This is a genomic window from Bacillus sp. SJ-10 (assembly GCF_002843505.1).
GTDB classification, from domain to species: Bacteria; Bacillota; Bacilli; order Bacillales; family Bacillaceae; genus Bacillus; species Bacillus velezensis.
In genome coordinates, this window is sequence record NZ_CP025258.1 from 3,323,811 (window position 1) to 3,346,009 (window position 22,199).

Below are 22,199 nucleotides of genomic sequence, written 5' to 3' on the forward strand. Positions count from 1 at the left end.
GACACGGACTGATATAAAAAGAAATTCCACTAGATTGATTCGCTAAAAAATAAGCATTCTCCTTCTATTCTTATTGTGAACGTCAATTTTCCTGAATGAAAGAAAGGGCGCACGAGATGTTCGGCCGCCCTTTCATTTGTTATTTTTTATTGTATTTCTTTTCAAGCTCTTTGTAAGCGTCAACTGCTCCCTTGGCAATGTTTTTACTGACGGGATCGTGATCATCCTGAACAGTCGGTACGACGACACTGAATGCCACTCGCGGATGTTCTGACGGATAATAGCCGACAAAGGTCAGGTTATACGTCTCTTTCCCCCACCAGTTTTTGTTCGTGCCGTAATAGCGCGTCTGCGCGGTTCCCGTTTTTCCGGAAACATCGGCGCCGGACCCCTGGAATGTTGAATAAGCCGTTCCTTGAGGTGAGCTTGTAACCAATTTCATCCCTTTATGAACTTGGTCAAAATCGCTCGGGCTGTTATTTACTTTGTTCAAAATTTTAATATCTCGCTGTTCAATCGCTTTTCCAATCTTGTTTTTGCTGTCCGGTTCATGAATGCTTGTGACGATCCGCGGCTGGACGCGATACCCGCCGTTTGCGATGGCTGAAATATATTGAGCCATTTGAAGCGGCGTATATGTATCAAATTGTCCGATCGCAAAGTCAAGCAGCAATCCCCCGACCATTTGCGGATTTGACTGCATGCCCGCTGATTCCTGCGGAAGATCAATCCCGGTCTTCACACCCAGGCCGAATTGGGCGTAGTAGTTGCGCATTTTCTTAATATCGTCTAATCCGGCAGGCAGCGTGCCGTGCGGGACGTAGGTAATGCCCGCGATATGCATGGCCACATGAAACATATATACGTTTGAACTTCTTTGCAGCGCAGTCAGCTCAGTAATGGCTCCCATTTGTGTCCACGATTGTTTTCTCGTTTTGCCTTTAAATACAAGCGGTGCATCGACAAACGTTTTATAATGCGGGAGGCCGCTTTGGTAACCTGCGAGAACAGTCGCTCCTTTAACAGAAGAGCCCATCTCATATTGGGTCGTAAATGCTCCGATCGCAAAATCCTGTATTTTATTTGTTTCGAGATCGATGCGTTTCCCCGCCATTGAGAGAATGTCCCCGTTGTTCGGGTCCATCATGACGGCAAATCCTCTGTCAACCATATAGTTGCCTGCGGCGCGGCTTCTTCTCAGCTCTTTTTCAATGACTTTTTCGACTTTCGACTGTAGTTCCATATCGAGCGAGAGCTGCAGATCGTAGCCTCTGCTGCCTTCATCGACGGGCTTTTGGCTGACGACCTCACCTTTGCTGTTTTCCACATACTCTACTTTTTCTTTATGCGCGTTTAAATAGTCTTCATACTGATATTCGATGTAGCTTTTTCCCACTCGGTCATTCAGTGAATAGCCTCTTGTGACATAGTAATCTTTCCGTTCGCCCAACAATCCCTGTTCCGGTGTCGTCACACCGCCGAACAGAGAGTACAGTGTTTTGTCGTACGGATATTTCCGCGTCCAGTCATTGATTACGTCAATGCCGGGGAGCTCTTTCAGGTGCTCGGATACGACGGAAACTTCTTCATATGTCAGGTCGCTTTTCGGTTTTTGCTTGTTGTTGTCATGCTCGTCAAGCAGTGAACCGCTGTTTCCGTTTCCGTTCAGCTTATTCGGGTCCATTGATTTGACGACTTGCGGCTGATAAGCGTTGCCGCTTGAAAAACGCGTATAAATCGCCGCGATTTCCAGCTCTTTTTTATTTTGTTTGATCGCATCAATCTCTTGCTTCGGGACGCGTTCAATCTGGCGTTTGTATACTTCTTGCGGCTTCAGGCTGTTTTCTGAATCCTTCATAAGCTTTTCCGCCTTCTTCGGATGTGCCGCAAGCCAGTAATCAATGATATTTCGATCCTTCATAAATTCAGTATCAATATGAATCAGTGCGGCGAGATTTTTTGCCGTTTTCAATTTGTCCTTTGCCGAGGTTTTTGAGGTGGATACATATACAATTTCGGGCACGGCCTGGTTATCAACCGCCACTCTGTTCCGCTTGTCATACATCTTTCCCCGCGGTGTCGGATAATAGGCGGTTTTTGCGTTTGCCTTCTCCGCATCCTGGCGGTGTTTATCCCCTTCGACAATCTGGACGATGCCGAGTTTAAAAATCAGTGCCGTAAAGAGAAGAAAAACAATCAAAAAATAGAGATTCATTCTCAGCGCTCTGTAACGTTTCGTTTTTTTCTTTGGTTCGCGCGCGACTTCAGCCACTTTCTGTTACACCTCTCAAATCATTGAATATATTTACATAAACAGATTTTAATTGTAACATTTTTGTAAAAGTTGTTACAGCGAAAACGGGTAAAAAAAACTGTCAAGATCAAATTATCTTAAAATATATCTAACACTTCAAATAATTTGAAGAGATGTAACGGATTTTAAAAATAAATACAGATCGTTTTTCCTGATATAAAGCCATTTTTCTGTGCTCAATTACAATTATGACAAACGTTTGTTGTCAAAGGAAATGGCTGCCTGCATTATGACAAAAAAGCTGTGATAAGATTTTTCATGTAGAAAAAAACAACTTCTCTGGGAGGCTATAAACTTATGAAAAAAGCATTTCTCTTATCTGCCGCCGCGGCAGTCAGTTTGATTACATTCGGAGGCATTCAGCAGGCATCTGCCAAAGAGCTGTCATGCCAGCACGTCGTTACTGTGAAAAAAGGAAACACCGTACAGCATCTGACTCTTCAAGAGGCTGTTGAAAAACTACATATGAAAACGAGCGTGAAAAAGCTGAACGTTAAAAATGAGAAAGAACTGACTCAGCTGCTGCAAAAACACGCAAAGCATTCTGATATGACAGTTAAAGACGTTCAAAAAGAAACACCGGCAAAAACGGCTCCGGCAGCTGCCGAAAAACCGAAAGCCGATCAAAACCAGACGGCTGACAATGCAAAGCAGACAGATAACACAAACAACAGCAGCGAGAAAACTCCTTCATCAGTCAGTGCGTACGAAAAGAAAGTCGTTGAATTGACAAATGCAGAGAGACAAAAGCAAGGCTTAAAACCTCTGCAGATTGATGAAAAATTAAGCAAATCAGCTCACGCAAAATCACAAGATATGAAAGACAAAAACTATTTTGATCACCAAAGTCCTACTTACGGCTCACCTTTCGATATGATGAAGTCTTTCGGAATCACTTATAAAACTGCCGGTGAAAATATTGCCAAAGGACAGCCGACTCCTGAAGCTGTCGTTAAAGCTTGGATGAACAGTGAAGGCCACAGAAAGAACATTATGAATCCTGAGTTCACTCAAATCGGTGTCGGTTATGTAGAATCAGGAAACATCTGGACACAGCAATTCATCGGAAAATAAATAATAAAAAAGATTGCCCCTGCGGGCAATCTTTTGTCTGTCGAAAAAGTGGCTGAGACGGCACAAAAAGTGCTCAAAACCCGTGAACCCGGTGACGGCAAAATTTATAAATTTTGAAGCTCCCAGCACATAAGTGCTGGGAGCTTTTTTGTAAAATCTTAAACGTGATGATTAAATTGGTTTTGTTAGCCTTTGCTTCTTTAGTAATACTTTATTTAATAAAAAGTAGAATTTACCTATTTTCTGTTGAATAATTTTTCAATATTTAGTAGTATATTGAATGGGTTTCTAAATGAATGGAGAGAGGAAGTTTAAATTGAAAAAAATTGTAATGACACTATTCACAGTTGCTCTTTTGACATTCGGGATTTTCTCAAACAGTTCAGAAGCGTTAGCCATGACTTCAAAAGGAGCAATTAAATTCCAAACAGATGCTAATACTTACTCAAAACACGCTACTTCTATTGTCGTAACAGGTACTGTTCCTGCAAAATATGAGGTAAACTGGGGTGTTAATGTTCTTCTTGTCAATAAAAAAAGAGATGTAGTCAAAGACATATATGTTAATGGCCGTAATATTCGCAGTTTTAAAGTGAGCTTTTTGACAAAAAATATTCCAGCAGGCAAGTATGATGTGGTGGTAGCATTGACTTGGGGAAATCAAACCCATAGAGGAGAACTGAAACACTATATTACTGTAAAACATTAAAATTCATATTATTAACAAATGGGTTTAACGTTGATTTCATCTGGAATTCAAAAAACAGCATGTAATGATGAAATCTCTGAATCGAGGATGTTTTCGTAAATCTCTTGGATTTTTTACGATACATCCTCTTTTATTTTTCAGTTTTGCTAGAAAGCTAATCTGTAGAGTTTCGGATGCCAAATTATTAGGTTTTAATTGCGGGAATCAACTCGATTTATTGCTATGTACATTTGGGTTACTCGAATTCATAGTTGAATCAAACATGATACATCCTACTGTTGTAAAGTTGTATTAATCCTAATCATTATTTGGAAATCCCCCTTTAGATTTATAATAGACAGTCTGCATCAAACAAACGAGGGGGATTTTCCAAATTATTCACAGTAGAGCATTATAAACGGATACACGTTAATACATTATCCTGCTAAGTTCCTGTCTTCATTAAAGACTCTAAGAATACAAGGTTTACAGATCATTGTTTACAAAACACCATCAACAATACCGTAAGCCTTCTCTTCCTCGGCATCCATAAAATAGTCCGTTCGGGCAATCTTTTTTATTTCACCCAAAGCTTATAAATACTTTGAGTTCCGCTGTTTTCTTCACCTTGCGCGGAAAGCTTGTCGTACAATGATTTGGCAAGAGCCAATCCGGGCATTTCTTCTCCCATGAGCTCCGCTTCTTCAAGGGCAATGCCCATGTCTTTAATAAAGTGTTTCACGTAGAATCCGGGCGCAAAATCGCCTTTCAGCATACGGGGGGCGAGATTTGACAATGACCAGCTGCCAGCCGCTCCGGTTGTAATGCTTTTCAGCACTTGTTCCGGGTTCAGACCGGATTTTTCAGCGTAAGCCATCGCTTCAGCCACTCCGACCATTCCCGCTGCAATCGCGATCTGATTGCACATTTTCGTATGCTGGCCGCTGCCAGCCGGCCCTTGATACTGAATGTTTTCCCCCATAACGGAGAAAAGCGGCAGGCATGCTTCAAACGCTTCTTTTTCTCCTCCGGCCATAATGGCAAGCGTTCCGTTCCTCGCGCCGATGTCTCCGCCGGAAACGGGTGCATCCAAGGCGTGAATGGACTTTTCTTTGGCTTTCTCCGCAATCTTTTTCGCCAGAGACGGTTTTGATGTCGTCATGTCAATGACAAACGCCCCTTCTTTTGCGTGCCGGAGAATGCCGTTTTCGCCGAGATAGATGTCCTCGACATCACTCGGATAGCCGACCATGGTAATAATAATGTCAGCTTTTTCCGAGAGGTCTTTGACCATCTCCTGCCAGACCGCTCCCTTATTCAGAATCTCTTCCGCTTTTTGTTTCGTCCGCGTGTAGACTAAAACAGGATAGCCCGCTTCTAAAATGTGCGATGCCATACTGTTTCCCATGACGCCCAAACCGATAAATCCGACCGTTTTGTTCACTGCGCTTTCCTCCCCTTATGCGATTCATAGTATTTATTCTTCCATGTCTATATTACCATATTATAGGCTGATAGAGACCGCATTACAAAGTGAATTTAGAAATGGCGCTGATCAGATCTTCGCTTGCGCTCTTTAACATATCAGTCGATTGCTTCACTTTTTCAAGCGTAACGAGCTGTTCATCAGTAGAAGCATTCACTTCTTCCGCCGCTGCCGCAGATTCTTGAGAAATGGCGGAGATGCTTTGAATCGCTTCTTGAATCGCGGCTTGTTCTTCACTCATTTTTTGAATGTCATTGTAAATATGATCTATACCTTGAACGAGAGACTGCATTTCCGTCGTAATCAGATTGAGGACCTCACCCGTTTCATGAATGGCGCTGTTTTGTTCATCATTCATTCTGCTTGCCTCAATCATCGCGTGTGACGCTTCTTTTGTCTCAGATTGAATCAGACGGACCGTCTCACTGATATGGCCGGAAGAAAGAGCTGATTGTTCAGCAAGCTTTCGGACTTCTTCCGCGACGACGGCAAAGCCCCGGCCGCTTTCTCCCGCTCTTGCGGCTTCAATGCTCGCATTCAGCGCCAAGAGGTTCGTCTGGTCTGAAATGGCGGATATTGCCGTCACGACTTCTTCTATGTTTTTCGTTTGTTCTTCCAGGTCATTCAGCATTGCCTCTACTTTTTTCGTTTCTGAATTGGCTTCGTTTGACTTCATCAGCAGCTGCCCGAGCGCGTCCAATCCTTTGTAGCTGGCATCCTCTGAAGATTTTGAGAGTTGTTTTATGCTGCCCGCGCGATCTGCGATTCCTTTTATTTTGACTGAGAGATTTTCTGATTTTTCGTTGATCGTCTCAACCTCTGACGCTTGCTCTGTCGCTCCGGCGGCGACTTCCTCTATCGCTTTTGCGATTTGTCCGCTCGTTTCATTTGTTTCTTGTGAAATGACGGTTAGCTGGTCAGATGTATCAGACACATTTTCTGAGGAGGCCTTAACCTGTTCGACCATCTCTTTCATATTTTCAACCATTTGATTAAAGTCTTTTGTTAACTCGCCTACTTCATCTTTTGATTTCGTCTGGGCGCGGACGGTTAAATCTCCGGCTGAGACTGAATTTGTTTTGGCGATCAGCTGCTGAATCGGCCCGGTTATCGTTTTTGCTAGTAAATAGCTGAGTCCGATCGTAATCACAAGGGCGATCAGTGACATAAAAATGCTCACCGTGTTCATTTTGTCGGCTACTCCCATCAGCTGATCTTTTTCAAACTGCGTTCCGACTTTCCACCCTGTTTCTTTTACCGTTTGGTAGACGACCATGTTCCCCTGCAGCTCTTTGATGCCTTCTTTATCCGTAGTGATGTCTTTTAACGTCTGATCTTCCGAAATATTTTTTCCCTGTTTTTCCGGATGCGCCAGCAGAGAACCGTTTTCATCCGCCAAAAACGCAAATCCTTTATATGGAACCTTTTGCTCGTTGACCATGCTCTGAATGGAGGACAGCTTCAGATCTAAGCTCGCCACTCCGACGACGGTTCCGCTGTTTTGAATGGCTTTTGACGCCGTCACAATCATGTCTCCCGTCACTGCATCTTTATAAGGATCAGTCCAGACAACTTTATCGGGTTTTTCGGCCGCCATCTTATACCACGTTCGATTTGTCGGATCATAGTCTTTGGCAAATTCGGCCTTTGGATATGTAAACATTTGTTTGTTTGCGGTTCCGACATACGCAAGCGCGACATATTTGTCATTCTGTCCGATCTGTTTTAACTCATCGTTAAAAAGCCGCGCGGTTTCTTTCTTCCCATCTGATAGAAAAGACCGGGACAATTCACCGTCTGCTAATCTCATTAATACGGTCTCATCATTTTTCAGCTGAAGCTCAATGTTCTGACCGAGTGAATTGGTGACATTCTCTGTCGTACGTTTTGCTTCCTCCGTCATCATCGGCTTTAATGTCAAATATGAAGAAACCGTTAAAAAAACAACCGTTACGATAAGCATTACCGATACAAACACAGCAATTTTGATGTGCATTTTTTTAAACATAACCATCCCCTCCTGAGAGTTATATCGGTCTTTCGGCCAAGAAAATGAATAAACCTTGAAATAAATATCAAAAATTCCCGCCATTTGGCGCAGCAAAAAAAGAGCTGTCATGCCGACAGCTCCGCCTTACGTAAAATATTCGATTTTCGCTTTAGGGAAATAGGTTTCGATATAAGACTCCAGTGTTTCCCTTAAAGCATGCTCTTCGTCTTTTTGGTATATATACTTGCCGATTCCGTAGCGTCCCCATTTGTATCTGCGCTTTTCTTCATCAAGCTCAAGCTTTGTTTTCGGATAGTTCTTCTCAATCACCCGTTTGGCCGGTTTTGTAAAACGGTGCTGGATCAGTTCAAATGTGATGTCATGCCGAACGTCTTCATCAAGCGCCGCGTCAAGTTTCTCAAACAGTTCCTTATAGCCTTCCTCCCAGCCATCGTGAATATAAATCGGCGCCACGATGAAACCGAGCGGATAGCCCGCTTTAGCGACTTTGACGGCGGCTTCTATCCGTTTGTCGAGCGGAGAAGTTCCCGGTTCAAAGTTTTTAATGACATAATCCGCATTGATGCTGAATCTGAACCTAGTCTTTCCGTTATGTTTTGCATCAAGCAAATGATCGACGTGGTGAAATTTAGTCACGAATCTGAGCTGTCCCAATTCGCTTTGTCCGAAATGTTCAATGGCTCTTTTTAATGTATGTGTCAGATGATCGATTCCTACGATATCAGATGTACAAGAGGCTTCAAATCTTGTAAATTCCGGCGCCCGTTCTTTCATATACTCATCAGCCTGATCCAGAATCTCTTCCACATTGACATATGTCCGGATGTAAGGCTTTGACCCCATCGTCGTCTGCAGGTAGCAATAGTGACAATGCCCCATACAGCCCGTCGCAAATGGAATGGCATATTCGGCGGACGGCTTTGAAGAATCGAATTTCAGTGTTTTCCGGACGCCGATTACCAATGTTGATTTCGCGTTCCGGTATTGCTGCAAGTGATTTTTTCCCGGAATATTCCGGACTTGATTATGCGATGTCGTTTCTCTGATCTCAAGCCCCATGTTTTCAAACTTATTCTTCAGCTCTTGTCCTAACGGGTATTCGAGCGCTCTCGGTTCAATATAAACAAGCTGGGGCACAAACGGCTTCAGCATAGACAGACACTCCCTTTACATATTCTCATGTTGTTACTTTCCGTTGAAAAGAGAGTGAATATGCGTTGTAAACATTTCCTTTGATCAATGATATCGGTCTTCTTCAAAAAGCTCGCTGTAAAGCGCTTCCGCTTCCTCATATGTCGAAAAGACCGCGTCATCTTCGGCCAGCGGATGATAGGTTTCGTATAAAAACAGAGACAGTTCTCCCTCGTGATACGGGTGATGGACGATCTCCGCCTCTTTAATATGGGCAACATTGGCGGCATGCGGATTGCGGTAAATCACATAGACCGTATCCCCCGCTGCAAATGATTTTGTCATGATAATCCCTCCTGTTGAAAGTTATTGTTCCCCCCTTTTTTCCGAATATGAAAAAAACCAGACGGCTTACACCGTCTGGCTTTTGTATTACTTATTGAATGTTTCTTTAACGAATGCGACAACCTCTTCTGTCGTGCTCATAGACAAGATTGTTTCTTTGAATGATTCAGCTTCTTTTTTAGAAAGCTTGCTGATCTGCGTTCTTGCCGGAAGGATGGATGTAGCGCTCATTGAGAACTCATCTAAGCCTAAGCCGAGAAGAATCGGAATCGCAATTTCGTCTCCCGCCATTTCTCCGCACATGCCGACCCATTTACCCTCTTTGTGAGCGGCTTCAATAACAAGGGTGATCAGACGAAGAATCGCCGGATTGTATGGCTGATACAGATAAGCTACGCGCTCGTTCATGCGGTCAGCAGCCATCGTGTATTGGATTAAGTCATTTGTTCCGATACTGAAGAAGTCAACTTCTGTGGCAAACTGATCTGCGATAACGGCTGTAGACGGAATCTCTACCATCATACCGACTTCAATATCGTCAGAAACCGCTACGCCGGCTTCAACGAGTTTTTCTTTTTCTTCGAGAAGAATCGCTTTCGCCTGTTTAAACTCGTTTACTGTCGCAATCATCGGGAACATGATTTTTAAGTTTCCGTATGTACTTGCACGAAGCAGCGCACGAAGCTGAGTTCTGAAGATTTCTTGCTCTTCAAGGCAAAGGCGGATGGCTCTGTAGCCTAAGAACGGGTTCATTTCTTTAGGGAGCTGCAGGTATGGAAGCTCTTTGTCGCCGCCGATATCCAATGTCCGCACGACAACTGATTTTCCTTCCATACGCTCAAGAACCGTTTTATAAGCGTCAAACTGCTCCTCTTCCGTCGGAAGCTGGTCGCGTCCCATGTAAAGGAATTCCGTACGGTAAAGCCCTACAGCTTCTCCTCCGTTTTCAAGAACGCCTTTTACATCGTCAGGTGTGCCGATATTTGCGGCAAGCTCTACATGATGGCCGTCTTTAGAAACAGTCGGTTCATTTACGAGCTTCGCCCACTCAGCTTTTTGCGCCAGGTAAGCACTGTGCTTTTCTTCATATTTCTTTAACGTTTCACTGGAAGGATCGATGATCACATCACCATCGATGCCGTCTACGATTACCGTAACACCGTTTTCAATTGTCCCTGTAGCCGCTTTTGTGCCGACAACAGCCGGAATTTCAAGCGAACGGGCCATGATCGCGGAGTGTGAAGTGCGTCCGCCGATATCAGTTGTAAAACCTTTTACAAACTGGCGGTTTAATTGCGCCGTATCAGACGGTGTTAAATCTTCAGCCACGATAACAACCTCTTCTGAGATCATGCTCGGGTTCGGAATTTCCACGCCCAGCAGGTGCCCCGTCACACGTTTTGTTACGTCACGGATATCCGCCGCACGCTCTTTCATGTACTCGTTATCCATTGATTCAAACATAGTAACGAACATGGAAGCTGTTTCTTTCAGAGCGAATTCAGCATTGACTGAATCGGTGCTGATTTTCTCCTTTACCGGGTTCAACAGCTCAGGATCACTCAGAACTAAAAGGTGCGCGGAGAAAATGTCAGCTTTGTCTTGTCCCAGTTCTTTTAAAGCATGCTCTTTAATTTTTTCAAGCTCTTCTTTAGAACGTACAATCGCTTCATCAAAACGGCTTACTTCAGCCGCAGCATCAGCAATGTTTTTCTTTTCAACCGTTAAGTCCGGCTCTTCAAGCCGGTATGCTTTCGCAATCGCAATTCCGGCTGAAGCGCCTATTCCCTTTAATTCTTGCATTACTCGCCGAGTCCTTCGCTTTTCATTGTTTCTTCTAAAGCGTTAAGAGCATCGTTTTCGTCAGCGCCTGAAGCGGAAATTGTGATTTCAGCGCCTTTAGCGATACCTAGAGACATAACGCCCATGATTGACTTAAGGTTTACTGTTTTGCCGTTATATTCTAAGTTTACGTCAGCATCGTATTTGCTTGCAGTCTGTACAAGAACTGTCGCAGGACGAGCGTGGATTCCGGAATCTGCTGTTACTTTAAATGTTTTTTGTGCCATGATTATCATTCTCCTTTAAATTAAAGCTATTTTACTACACAATATTATATCATACAGCCGTACTTGTCATCTGACAAGCACGGCGTATTTATATGCTTATTTTCCGATTTTCACAATATCTTTTTGTTCCCGTTTTACGGTACCTTCGGCCGAAAGGGAAATCGCTTCACCCTCGGCAAGATTTGTAAAGACAATCGGTGTCATTAATGAAGGAACATGAGGTTTAACCGCTTCAAGATCAACTTCAAGCAGCTTTTGCCCCGGTTCAACCCGGTCACCCTCAGAAACAAAAGAAGTGAATCCTTCGCCTTTCAGGCTGACTGTGTCGATTCCGAAATGAATGAGGATCTCTCTTCCGCCGTCAGCCTGAAGGCCGATCGCATGTTTTGTCGGGAAAACATTCAGCACTTTTCCGCGGACAGGCGATACGACGATTCCTTCTTCAGGAAGAATCGCAAAACCGTCACCCATCATTTTTCCTGAGAACACCTGGTCAGGCACATCAGTAATCGGATGGATTTCGCCGGTGATCGGAGAAGCGAACACTTCTTCACCCTGCTCGTTTCGGAGCGGATCTGCGATAACCTCTTCAACCTGCTGGCTGACTTCTTCTTGCGCGGATACTTTCGGTTCAGGGCGCGGCGTGCGTCCGGCGATAATATCCTGCATCTGTGTTTTTAAACCGTCAGAACGCGGGCCGAAAATGGCCTGAATGTTGTTTCCGACTTCAAGAACGCCTGAGGCGCCAAGCTGTTTCAGACGGGCCTTATCCACTTTCTTCTGGTCGTTGACCGTAACGCGGAGTCTCGTGATACAAGCGTCAAGGTGCTTAATGTTTTCCTGATCACCCATTGCCTGCAGGATTTCATAAGGAAGGTCGCCGGCTTCGCCTGAGGCGCCCGCACCTTCATCCGCAGCCTCTTCTTCACGGCCCGGCGTTTTCAGATTGAACTTTCTGATCGCAAACCGGAAACCGAAGTAGTAAATGACGGCTAATCCTAAGCCGACCGGAATGACAAGCCACCAAGCCGTCCGGTTAGGCAGAATTCCGAACAGGAAGTAGTCAATCAGACCGCCTGAGAAGGTCATACCGATTTTTACATGCAGCAGCTGCATGACCATAAAGGAAAGCCCCGCGAAAACGCAGTGAATCGCAAACAGGATAGGAGCCACAAACAAGAATGAGAATTCAAGCGGCTCGGTAATTCCCGTTAAGAAACTTGTCAGAGCGGCAGAACCCATGATTCCGGCTACAAGTTTTTTCTTTTCAGGCTTCGCTTCATGATAGATTGCAAGTGCTGCCGCCGGAAGACCGAACATCATAAACGGATATTTCCCCGTCATAAATGTTCCCGCCGTCAGCTGCACGCCGTCTTTGATCTGAGCCATGAAAATCCGCTGATCTCCGCGGATGATGTCTCCGGCGGCATCTTTATAGCTGAAAAATTCATACCAGAACGGCGAGTAGAAAATGTGATGAAGACCGAACGGAATCAATGACCGCTCAATCATCCCGAAAATAAAGGCCGCCAAGGTTGGATTCGCTTCCACAAGACCCGTGGAGAAGGAATTCAGACCGTGCTGGATCGGAGGCCAGATCACTAACATAATAAGACCGAGAATTAATGCGGAAATTGATGTGATAATCGGGACGAACCGCTTACCCGCAAAGAATCCGAGGTACTGCGGAAGTTCAATTTTATAAAACTTGTTGAACAATAACGCGGCCAGAACCCCGACGATAATACCGCCGAACACGCCCGTCGCCAAAGTGGGTATCCCCAGCATGTTAATATAGGCCGGATGGTTTTCCGCAAAAAACTTTGCCCGTTCAATTTTGTCAGACGGAATACTGCCGTTTGCCATAAGCACGGCGCTCATGGATACGTTCATGACCAAGTATCCGATAATAGCCGCGATTCCGGCAACACCGTCTCCGTTGGCAAGACCGATCGCAACCCCTACTGCAAAAAGAAGCGGCAGGTTGTCAAATACGATTTGGCCGGCGCTTTCCATGACGTTCGCCACAAGCTGAACGTTATCATTGCTTAAGAAATGCATGACTTGAATCATATCTTTGTTCTGCATGGCATTCCCTAACGCAAGCAAGATCCCTGCAGCCGGTAAAATCGCAACCGGAAGCATAAGAGCACGGCCGATTTTCTGGAGAACGCCGAATAATGCTTTAAACATAAAAGATGTACCTCCTCTGTTAGCTAGTGTGACCTTACAGCGAAAATTCATGACAACGAATTCACTGGCGCAAGTCTTCAGTTTAACCGTTTACATTTGCCCTTTTACACAACAAAAAAGGCATGAGTAAAAAGGGTGTGCAAAATAACGGGATCGTTCTTCCCGTTTTTTTACCCTCAATCACTCATGCCTGATCGAATCAGTGACACGTTTTTAAGGTTTCAACTGAAATTATGAAATTTTATTGGTTAATCGGTACAAATGAAGCGTGAGATAAACCGCTTCCGCCTCATGAACTGGTTTTTTCAGTATTTGCTGCAAGATTTTTATCAGTTTCCAAGCAGTATTGTAGCATAGCGGGTATTCATTTTTCAATAATAACATTAACTTTTCTGGTTCTTTTGTCTGCTCTTCCCGATTAATCCTGTCTATGGTAAATCTGATATGCCGGATCAGCCGCAAATAGTGGACGCTTTCTTTATTCACTTTCATCTGGAAAGATTCCTCAATCACCTGAACGAGGCGGGACATCAGCTGTGAATGCTGATTGACCTCTGAAAGGGGCCGATTCGTCAGGGCGGAATGGATATGCAGAGCGATAAAGCCGATCTCTCCTTCCGGAAGGCAGATTCCCGTCTTTTCATTAATCATGCCGACGACTTCACGGGCAATTTGGAATTCTTCCGGATAAAGCGTTTCGGTTTCCATGAGAAACGGGTTTTTAATGTCAAAACCCTGCTGCAGCCGCTTTACCGCAAAGGCGATATGGTCAGTCAGCGCAATATGGATATGCTCATTTAACGGTTGGCTTGTCCGCTTCTTGATATGATAAATGACGTCATTGGAGATGTCGACAAGTGTCTCGTCCACATAACCGAGGAGCTTTTTAAATTGTTTTTGTTCTTTTTCATCCTTTAAGATGAACATCTTGTCATACCCTTTATCTTCAATGACATCCGCTTGTTTTTTTCCAAAGCCGATCCCTTTTCCGATTAAGACGACCTCACTGTATCTATCATGTGTTGCGATGAGCACATTGTTATTTAATACCTTTTCAACTGTAAAGGACCCCTTCATGATCCTCAGCTCCTTTGTCATTCAATACCTCATATCGTACAAAACGAACGGAAAGCGCGTCAATTCTTTTTTTAGACGGTTGATCGTTCAATAAGGCGGTAATCAAGAACTTTCCTTGCCGGAGGCCCGCCGCTGATCCGGTTCTCAAGCATGTGAAAAGCCTGCTTTCCCATTTCTTTTGTTTGTATATCTATTGTGGAAATACCTAACATCTTGCTGATATCATGATTGTCGATGCTCAAAATCGCAAGCTCTTCCGGGATGCGTGTCCCGTTTGCCTTGGCTTCAAGGTAAAGACCTGCGGATACTTGATCATTCGCTGCAAACAGCGCAGTCGGTTTGTCATCCCAGCTCTTCCATCTATGAAAAAGGGCTTTCCCGTCAAGCAGCGTCAGCGCCTTTTCCACAACCAGCTCTTCCCTGTAAGGCTGCCCGATCTTCTTCAGCGCCTCTTTGTATGCGGCAATGCGTACTTGACTGTTTTTTCCCTTTTTTCTGGCCAGGCTGATCGCTATTTTCCGGTGTCCCTTTTCTATCAGATAATCCAGACCGTGCCGAAATGCTTCCCGATGCGGATTACTGATGGAGGAAAGCCCCGCCGCATCAGTGTACTGGCAGAGGATGAGCGGTTCTTTCACGGTAAGCAGATGCTCATCAGGAATTGCTTTGGAGCAGATAATCAGGCCGTCCACTTGGCGCTCCTGTAATTGTGATAAAGCAAAACGTTCTTTTTGCTCCTGATAATCTGTCTGGTATAAAGAAAGATGCACGCCTGACGCTTCGGCAGCCTCGGCAATACCTGCAACAAGGTCTGCAAAATACGGCAGATTCACCGACGGAAGCACAACGCCGATCATATCGGAAAAACCTTTGGATAAATGCACAGCATGAATGTTGCGCGTATATCCGAGCGATTGCATCGCTTTTTTCACTCTTTCTCTTTTGTCCTTACTTACATAAGGATGATCGTTTAACACTCTTGATACCGTGGTAACGGAAACCCCGGCAGCGCCGGCAATGTCTCTGATCGTAGCCATGGCGTCCCCCCTTTCTTTTTTCCCTTGATCTGGAATGCGTTTCATACAGTAAGCTAGAAACAGATACAGCCTATTCGTTTGAAAGGAGAAGAACAGCGATGGGGATTCTTTGCTTAATCGGTTTGTGTCTGGCCATAGTCGGCGGCAGTTACCTTGCCATGCGGCCCCTGAATGAAAAGCATGACATCAAACCATTTCAGCATTTTGATGATTTTTTCATTTAAAAGGTGATAAAAAAGGACGCTGCGTTCCAGAACCGTCCTTTTTTATCACAAAGCTTTCTATTTCAGAATCGTTAATTCTTTCGGATACTGCGTTAATGCTTCGGCGCCGTCTTTTGTGACGAACACATCGTCTTCAATGCGCACGCCGCCGACATCCGGCACGTAAATCCCCGGTTCTATCGTGTAGACCATGCCTTCTTTGAGGAGTGTGTCGTTCGCGCTGCTCATTGATGGATATTCGTGAACCGAAATCCCGAGTCCGTGGCCGAGGCGGTGCGGGAAATAGTCTCCGTATCCGGCTTTTTCAATAATGCCGCGGGCTTTTAAATCAAGATCGCCGATTCTGACGCCGGGTTTGCTTAATTGAAGCGCCGCCTGTTCAGCTTTAAGCACCGTTTCGTAAATCTCTTCCTGTTTCGGGCTGATTGATTGGTATGCGAATGTTCTCGTAATGTCTGAACAGTAGCCGTCAAGAATAACGCCCAGATCAAACAGAACGAAATCGCCTTTTTTCAACCGGTCTGCACCCGGATTTCCATGGGGCTGGCCTGATTTTTCCCCGAACAGCACCATCGTTGAAAATGACATGCCCTGCACGCCTTTTTTCTTCAGCTCAAACTCAATCTGCGCGAGTACTTCGGTTTCACTCACACCCTCTTTAAGCGCCGCGACACCGACTTCAACTCCGTAATCCGCGAGTTTTGCCGCTTCCCTGAGAATGCTGATTTCCTTCTCATCTTTTACGAGACGGAATTGGTTGAGCGTTTCTTCTGCCGAAACAAATGCCGCGCCCCCTGAAGCTTGTTTGAGCTGTTCTGAGCGGGAAAGAGAGATCGAATCCTTTTCAACCGCGATGGAATCAAGCCGCACATTTCGTTTTGTGAGCTCGGCTTTGATCAGCTCCCACGGATCTTCGTGATCGCCGTAGCCGATAATACCATGCTCCCACCCGGCGCTTCGGGCTTGTCCGGCTTCCATTCCCGGACAAACGAAAAACGGCTCCTGTTCCTGAAACAAGAACAATCCCATTAACCGCTCATGCGGATCCGTGTAAAAATCAGTTAAATAAAATACGTTTTCCTTTGTATGTATAAACGCCGCATCATGTCCTTCTTTTTTCAGCCAAGATGAAACACGTTTTAATCTGTTCATTTTTTGCTTTTCCTCCTTACCAAAGTGACTCTTTATTCATTCTATCAGTTTTCCGGCGTTTATGCTGTGAACGAACATTAAAAAAACAGCCGCCCGTGTGCGGCTGTCATGTTTATTTTAATAATCTCAGTCCGTTCAATATGACCAGAATCGTGCTCCCCTCATGCCCGATCACGCCAAACGGCAGTTCCATCACCTGCAGAAAGTTAGCGCAGATCAAAAGGCAGATGACCGAGAGCGAGAAAACAATATTCTGCTTAATAATCCGGTTCATTTTCCTTGAGAGTCTGCACATTTTCACAAGCTTGTGAAGATCATTTTTCATAAGGACTAAGTCAGCCGTTTCAAGAGCCACGTCCGTTCCCCCGCCCATCGCAATACCGACGTCAGCGGTTTTCAGAGCGGGCGCGTCATTAATGCCGTCTCCCACCATGGCGATTGTGCCGTACGTTTCTTTCAGCTTCTTCACTTCTTTTGCCTTTTGGTCCGGCAGACAATCGGCAACAACCGTCGTCATGCCCGCCTCTTTTGCAATGGCAGCCGCAGTTTCAGACTGATCGCCGGTGAGCATGGCTGTTTTAATGCCCAGTGATTCAAGCTCAGCCATCACGGCTTTGGCTTCAGGTCGGATTTGATCCTTTAAGGCGAAGCAGCCCGCAATCCGGTCATCTTTTTTAACAAAGACCAGTGTAAAGCCTTTATCCTTTAATTCTTTTCCCGATGTTTGCAAAAAAGCATCTGCCGCATCTTCACCTGCAAATCCCGCTTTTCCGACCATCCATTTGACGCCTTCTATTTCAGCCTGAACACCGAATCCGGACGTCTCGTCAATCGATAAATGTCCTGCGGGCGCGGCGCCCCGGCTTTCGGCGAATTCAGCTATCGCTTTTGCAAGCGGGTGGCTTGATTGCTTTTCTATCGCATACACCGCCTGCATGATCTCATCTTCACTCACATTTTCCGCAGCTTGAAATGCCGCGACTGCCGGCTGTCCCTTAGTGACCGTGCCGGTTTTGTCAAAAGCGATCATCCGTACGCTTCCCAGCTGCTCTAAAAACACACTTCCTTTAACCAATAATCCGTTGCGGGCCCCATTTGAGATAAGGGAAAGCGCAGCGGGCATAATAGAAGCGACAAGCGCGCACGGGGAGGCGACCACCATAAACACCATCGCCCGGTAAAAGGTTTCACTCCAGCTCCAGCCTAAAGCGAAATGAGGAACGAATAAAAGCAAAGCCACGGCTAACAGTACGCCTTTGACATAGACACTTTCGAACCGCTCAATAAATGCCTGAGCCGGTGACACGCTGTTTTGGGCTGATTCCACCAGCCGGATGATTTTTCTGAATAAAGACTGTTCATTTGTTTTCGTCACACGGACCGTTAAGGAGCCGTTTCCGTTTACCGTTCCTGTAAACACAGAATCTCCGGCTGTTTTTTCCGCCGGCATCGCTTCACCCGTAAGCGCCGATTCATCGAGGCTCGTCACGCCAGACTCAATGATCCCGTCTGCCGCTACGCGTTCGCCCGGCTTAATGACGATCATGTCACCGATCTTAAGTTCAGCAGCCGGCACCCGCTTTTCCCGTCCGTCCGCAAGCAGAGTCGCTTCCTCCGGTTCCAGTTTCATCAAAGAGGTTAAATCACGGCTGCTTTTATTCATCGTATATGTTTCGAGCGCGCCGCTTAACGAAAAAATAAAGATAAGAACAGCGCCTTCCGCCCAGTAACCGATCAGGGCGGAGCCGACAGCCGCAAAAATCATCAGCAGTTCCACATTTAACGCCTTCGTCTCAATGGTATCCTCAATTCCCTCTTTCGCTTTTGCAAATCCCCCGATCAGGAAGGCAAGGATATACAAAGTGACGGACAGGCCTTTTGTTTCGGTAAAAAACCAGGCCGCAAGAATAAGGACGCCGGATACGAGCGCCGCAATGAGTTCTGCATGCTGGAGCCACTTTTTTCCGGCCCGCTCTTCTTGTATGTGCTGTTGTGAATGGGTTTGTGTCATCACTTGTTCATTCATTATGAATTCTCCTCTCTAATTGAGAACGCAAATCATCTTCAATTCCCCGATAAAAGCAAAACAGCCGCCTGACAGGCAGCATTTTCACAGTGTTATCGCAGTGTTTTCTTTATTATAGCATGCCGGCGGAAGATTTCAATTATAATTGTTTTAATTTCTTTTTGATAATAATTATCATTAGTGTTTCTTCAGCTGTTCATTATATGCAAAAAAGGTGCGGGAGGAATTCCTCCCGCACCTTTTTATTTCTCTGACCATTCTTTTAATTGTGAGGCGGTCATCGGACCGACGATCTTTTTTTCGATTTCTCCTTTTTCATTCAGCAGAAATGACGTGGGAATCGTCATGACATCGTATTCCTTCATAAGCTCGCCTTTCGTGTCAAGAACAATCGGGAAAGTGAGATGGTGCTGACTGACAAAGTTTTGAACGGTATTTTTGTTTCGCTCGGCATTCATCAGATTTACCGTTACAAGGCTTACATCATCGGACTGATACTGTTCATAATACGTTTGGAACTGCGGCAGTTCTTTTTTGCACGGCGGACACCACGATGTCCAAAAATGCAATATCGTTTTCTGCCCTTTATTCGGAATCGATATCTCGTCTCCTTCAATCGTCTTCATCAGAAACACGGCGGGAACTGCCTGTTTTTCTGATGAGGCGTTTGCTTCAGGCATCCAGACGGCGGCAGCTATCAAAAGGACTGCACATACAATTAGGCGGTTTTTATGCATATGATCTTCCTTTCACGCGTTTCGGATAGCTTGCCCTTCCTTATTGAAATGTATCAGCCTTTTCAGCTTTCGATCCGGGGCGCTGTTCTTCCGCCGCCCGTCAAAAACACGGAGACACCGAGGTCTTTGCAGATCGTCGCGTAATGTAAACTTGTCAGAAGAATCATGCCGGTATTCATGCCGAGTATAATGCCGAGCATTTGCAATTCCGGCATAGAACCGAGCACATACATCATCGAAAGCCCTACAATGCTGCTCCATACGTTATGATAAAACGCCGTTTTCACGTGGCCGATGCCGATCAGACAGGCCTGAAGCGGCATCACAAACAGGTGAAAAAGAAAAAACGGCCACAAAAGCTGCAAATAATACTGCGCTTCCGGAGACTGAAAAAACAAATGGGTCAGCGGGCCCGCGAACTGAAACATGACCCAGACTGCCGGAATGCCGTAGCCGAATGTAATAAAAATCGCTTGTCTCAGCCGTTTCAGCACAATATCATATTGGGACAGCGCATACGCTTCTGAAATGCTGGGAATCATGACGACCATCAGCGAATGGGCGATAAATGCAGGAAACGAACCGATTGTCATCGCTACACCGGCAAGCATGCCGTATTGATCAATCGCGGCGGTCCCGGCTGCCCCGGACGCCAGCAGCGCTCCTTTCACTAAAAAGGGTTCAATGGCGTTTGTCACCGCATGAAATATACGAAGTCCCGTTGTCGGGATGGATACGGCCAGGAGGCGTTTCCGCACGTCTTTCCCGCGAAGATGAATGTGCTGATGGCCGGAAAGCGCCCTCCGCGCCAAAATAAACTGCGTATACAAGTAAACGAACACCACAACATCGCTTGCGACCAGCACAAATAACGAAATGAGCACGGCCATATCAATTTCAAAAGAGTACCATTGAAAAAAGATAAACAGACAAAGCACTTGAATGATTTTTTTCAAGACATTCGCAACCGCGATTTTTCCCATTTGCTGCACACCCATAAAATAACCTCTGGCGATGGATGTAAAAGCGACGACTGGAATCAGCCCGATGACAATCCCTTTAATAAACGGGTGATACGTATCGAATACAGGAATGAACGGCAGCGCGATGCTTGCGGCCGCGGTTGAAAACGCGGTAAAAACGGCGGTCATTCTGAAGGCATGCCGGAGCATGCTTTCATGCAGCTTCTGATTGGATTCCGCGATGAATTTTGAAATAGAGATCGGAAGCTCCAGACTGGCGATCACGATAATTAAAAAAATGGTGGGCAGGATGCTCATGTAAAGCCCCATCCCATGCTCGCCAAGCTCCCGCGCCAGTATCATATTCACGACAAATTCCAGACATTCCGCGAAAAAGGCGGCGATGGATAAAAGAATGATCCCTTTCACAAATCGATTCATGGTGTCTCTCCTTGTCTCTCGTTCTTCCATCATCATATGAGACAAGTTCTGAAAATATTTTCGATTTCTCAAAATTGAAAAAAGCATAGCCGGGATATTTTTGATCCCGCTATGCTTACATCGCAAATACGTGTCTGCCGATCCGTTCGATAATTTTTCGGGAACGGATCCAGTGGTCAGATGCCGTTTTCGGATTGTAGAAAAACAACGCGTTCGTTTCTCTGCCCGGATGGTCAAGCGCCTCATTTGCGGCGGCGACGGAATCCTTATCCGGCTTTTGATTAATGCTTCCGTTTGCTACCGGTTCAAATGCATTCCTTTGATAGATCACACCCCGAATGGTATCCGGGAAGCCGTTTTTTTCAGTGCGGTTCAGCACTACGCTGGCTACCGCAACCTTCCCTTTATAAGATTCACCTTTCGCTTCTGCGTGAACGAGACGTGCCAGAAGTTGTCTGTCAGCGCGGGAATACGTTTTTTTCGGCGGCTGATAAGCCGTCTCTTCCGGTTTTGCTTTCTTCTCTTGGTGAGATGACAGCTTTATCGGTTGGATAGAATGCTTATGATCCGTTTTTGAAAGCTTCGGAACCGAGCTTTTTTTATTTAAATCAGCAACCAGTGTGCTGGGTTCTTGCTTTGGCTTCTTCGCAAAAGTAAACAGAGCTTCTGTATGTTCAATTTTTGATGCAGGCATAAAACATAGAAAAAAGACAGCCAAGGCAGCAAATTTTGTCGTCATACGATTTCCTCCTTAAATACTTCACTACCTTAACAAGAGCTGTGCGCAAATTCACGGTTAAAGATTTTCCAGTGCTCCCAATCAGCTTTTATGATGGAAGAAGTTCGTTAACAGCCTTGTTATTGGCAGGAAAACAGCCGTCATTTTCACAACATTAACCAAATAGCAGTAAAAGTATCCATCGGAGGGATTTTACATTTTGTTTACATCTGTTACAGCCAGATGAAATGAGAAACTAAAAAACAAAAAAAAGACTCCTCAAGTGCGAGGAGCCGTCAGCTTCTTGGCTGTTCTAAATACTGGAATATAACATCCCCGCCCTGCTGGGCAATACCGCGGAAATGCTTAAAATCTTCCTGCTTCGACAAAACCGCTCGAAATGCAAGAAAATGTTCTTTCTGCACCCTGAATTCTTTGATTTCACCGGTGCGCATTTGGTTGATACGTTCTGAAATTTCCTCAGGCAGCAACGAATACAGCCTCCTTTTCTCGG

At 45.3% G+C, this 22,199-nt stretch carries 19 protein-coding genes; 3 read left to right on the forward strand and 16 right to left on the reverse strand.

The features are described 5' to 3' along the window. Nucleotides 1–139: 139 nt before the first annotated feature. The gene (locus tag CXL14_RS16255; protein WP_014417602.1) at nucleotides 140–2,272 is read right to left on the reverse strand and encodes a peptidoglycan D,D-transpeptidase FtsI family protein; all 2,133 of its coding nucleotides are present in this window, start codon (nucleotides 2,270–2,272) and stop codon (nucleotides 140–142) included. 339 nt (nucleotides 2,273–2,611) lie between these two features. On the opposite strand from CXL14_RS16255, the gene CXL14_RS16260 reads away from it, so the two are divergent. Together CXL14_RS16260 and CXL14_RS16265 are read left to right on the forward strand one after the other, a co-directional pair. Further along, on the forward strand, nucleotides 2,612–3,388 hold the full coding sequence (locus CXL14_RS16260) for a CAP domain-containing protein (RefSeq protein ID WP_014417601.1): 777 nt from the start codon (nucleotides 2,612–2,614) through the stop codon (nucleotides 3,386–3,388). Between the two features lie 316 nt (nucleotides 3,389–3,704). Then, the gene (locus CXL14_RS16265) at nucleotides 3,705–4,097 is read left to right on the forward strand and encodes a hypothetical protein (RefSeq protein ID WP_032863772.1); all 393 of its coding nucleotides are present in this window, start codon (nucleotides 3,705–3,707) and stop codon (nucleotides 4,095–4,097) included. A gap of 556 nt (nucleotides 4,098–4,653) precedes the next feature. On the opposite strand, the gene CXL14_RS16270 is transcribed toward CXL14_RS16265, so the two are convergent. The 9 genes from CXL14_RS16270 to CXL14_RS16310 all read right to left on the reverse strand — a co-directional run bounded on the left by CXL14_RS16270 (nucleotide 4,654) and on the right by CXL14_RS16310 (nucleotide 15,425). Then, nucleotides 4,654–5,520, reverse strand: coding sequence for an NAD(P)-dependent oxidoreductase (locus CXL14_RS16270; RefSeq protein ID WP_014417599.1), 867 nt, complete (start codon nucleotides 5,518–5,520; stop codon nucleotides 4,654–4,656). A gap of 82 nt (nucleotides 5,521–5,602) precedes the next feature. Beyond that, entirely contained in the window at nucleotides 5,603–7,570 is a 1,968-nt protein-coding gene (locus CXL14_RS16275; protein ID WP_032863836.1) for a methyl-accepting chemotaxis protein, read from the reverse strand. Nucleotides 7,571–7,696: 126 nt separating this feature from the next. Further along, nucleotides 7,697–8,725, reverse strand: coding sequence for a spore photoproduct lyase (splB, locus tag CXL14_RS16280; RefSeq protein ID WP_003154644.1), 1,029 nt, complete (start codon nucleotides 8,723–8,725; stop codon nucleotides 7,697–7,699). Nucleotides 8,726–8,809: 84 nt separating this feature from the next. Further along, a complete protein-coding gene (locus tag CXL14_RS16285; protein WP_003154646.1) occupies nucleotides 8,810–9,049 on the reverse strand; it encodes a splAB operon transcriptional regulator SplA in 240 nt (79 codons plus the stop codon). Between the two features lie 87 nt (nucleotides 9,050–9,136). Continuing rightward, complete coding sequence (gene ptsP, locus CXL14_RS16290) at nucleotides 9,137–10,852, reverse strand: phosphoenolpyruvate--protein phosphotransferase (protein WP_014417597.1); 1,716 nt, start codon at nucleotides 10,850–10,852, stop codon at nucleotides 9,137–9,139. After that, nucleotides 10,852–11,118, reverse strand: coding sequence for a phosphocarrier protein HPr (locus CXL14_RS16295; RefSeq protein ID WP_003154654.1), 267 nt, complete (start codon nucleotides 11,116–11,118; stop codon nucleotides 10,852–10,854). Before CXL14_RS16295 ends, ptsP begins: the two co-directional genes overlap by 1 nt. A gap of 96 nt (nucleotides 11,119–11,214) precedes the next feature. Next, nucleotides 11,215–13,311 (reverse strand): glucose-specific PTS transporter subunit IIBC, encoded by a 2,097-nt coding sequence (gene ptsG / locus CXL14_RS16300; RefSeq protein ID WP_014417596.1) that lies wholly within the window; start codon nucleotides 13,309–13,311, stop codon nucleotides 11,215–11,217. Nucleotides 13,312–13,542: 231 nt separating this feature from the next. Beyond that, complete coding sequence (gene glcT / locus CXL14_RS16305) at nucleotides 13,543–14,409, reverse strand: glucose PTS transporter transcription antiterminator GlcT (RefSeq protein ID WP_012117426.1); 867 nt, start codon at nucleotides 14,407–14,409, stop codon at nucleotides 13,543–13,545. A gap of 50 nt (nucleotides 14,410–14,459) precedes the next feature. Further along, complete coding sequence (locus CXL14_RS16310; RefSeq protein WP_014417595.1) at nucleotides 14,460–15,425, reverse strand: LacI family DNA-binding transcriptional regulator; 966 nt, start codon at nucleotides 15,423–15,425, stop codon at nucleotides 14,460–14,462. A gap of 98 nt (nucleotides 15,426–15,523) precedes the next feature. Here CXL14_RS16310 and CXL14_RS20550 point away from each other — a divergent pair, with 98 nt between their 5' ends. Next, nucleotides 15,524–15,649: a hypothetical protein gene (locus tag CXL14_RS20550; RefSeq protein ID WP_014721086.1), complete on the forward strand. Its 126-nt coding sequence runs from the start codon at nucleotides 15,524–15,526 to the stop codon at nucleotides 15,647–15,649. Between the two features lie 57 nt (nucleotides 15,650–15,706). Here the strand turns inward: CXL14_RS20550 and CXL14_RS16315 are convergent, their stop codons facing one another. The 6 genes from CXL14_RS16315 to CXL14_RS16340 form a co-directional block, all read right to left on the reverse strand. After that, nucleotides 15,707–16,801 carry a M24 family metallopeptidase gene (locus CXL14_RS16315; protein ID WP_014417594.1) on the reverse strand — a complete coding sequence of 365 codons (1,095 nt, stop codon included), beginning with the start codon at nucleotides 16,799–16,801 and terminating at the stop codon, nucleotides 15,707–15,709. A 112-nt stretch (nucleotides 16,802–16,913) separates the two neighbouring features. Then, nucleotides 16,914–18,827 (reverse strand): heavy metal translocating P-type ATPase, encoded by a 1,914-nt coding sequence (locus CXL14_RS16320; RefSeq protein WP_014417593.1) that lies wholly within the window; start codon nucleotides 18,825–18,827, stop codon nucleotides 16,914–16,916. A 242-nt stretch (nucleotides 18,828–19,069) separates the two neighbouring features. Continuing rightward, nucleotides 19,070–19,564, reverse strand: coding sequence for an endospore biogenesis thiol-disulfide oxidoreductase StoA (gene stoA, locus CXL14_RS16325; protein WP_014417592.1), 495 nt, complete (start codon nucleotides 19,562–19,564; stop codon nucleotides 19,070–19,072). Between the two features lie 62 nt (nucleotides 19,565–19,626). Beyond that, complete coding sequence (locus tag CXL14_RS16330) at nucleotides 19,627–20,967, reverse strand: polysaccharide biosynthesis protein (RefSeq protein WP_003154663.1); 1,341 nt, start codon at nucleotides 20,965–20,967, stop codon at nucleotides 19,627–19,629. Nucleotides 20,968–21,082: 115 nt separating this feature from the next. Then, nucleotides 21,083–21,706: a cell wall hydrolase gene (locus CXL14_RS16335; protein ID WP_014417591.1), complete on the reverse strand. Its 624-nt coding sequence runs from the start codon at nucleotides 21,704–21,706 to the stop codon at nucleotides 21,083–21,085. 275 nt (nucleotides 21,707–21,981) lie between these two features. Beyond that, nucleotides 21,982–22,176 carry a hypothetical protein gene (locus CXL14_RS16340; protein ID WP_014304905.1) on the reverse strand — a complete coding sequence of 65 codons (195 nt, stop codon included), beginning with the start codon at nucleotides 22,174–22,176 and terminating at the stop codon, nucleotides 21,982–21,984. Between the last annotated feature and the right edge of the window lie 23 nt (nucleotides 22,177–22,199).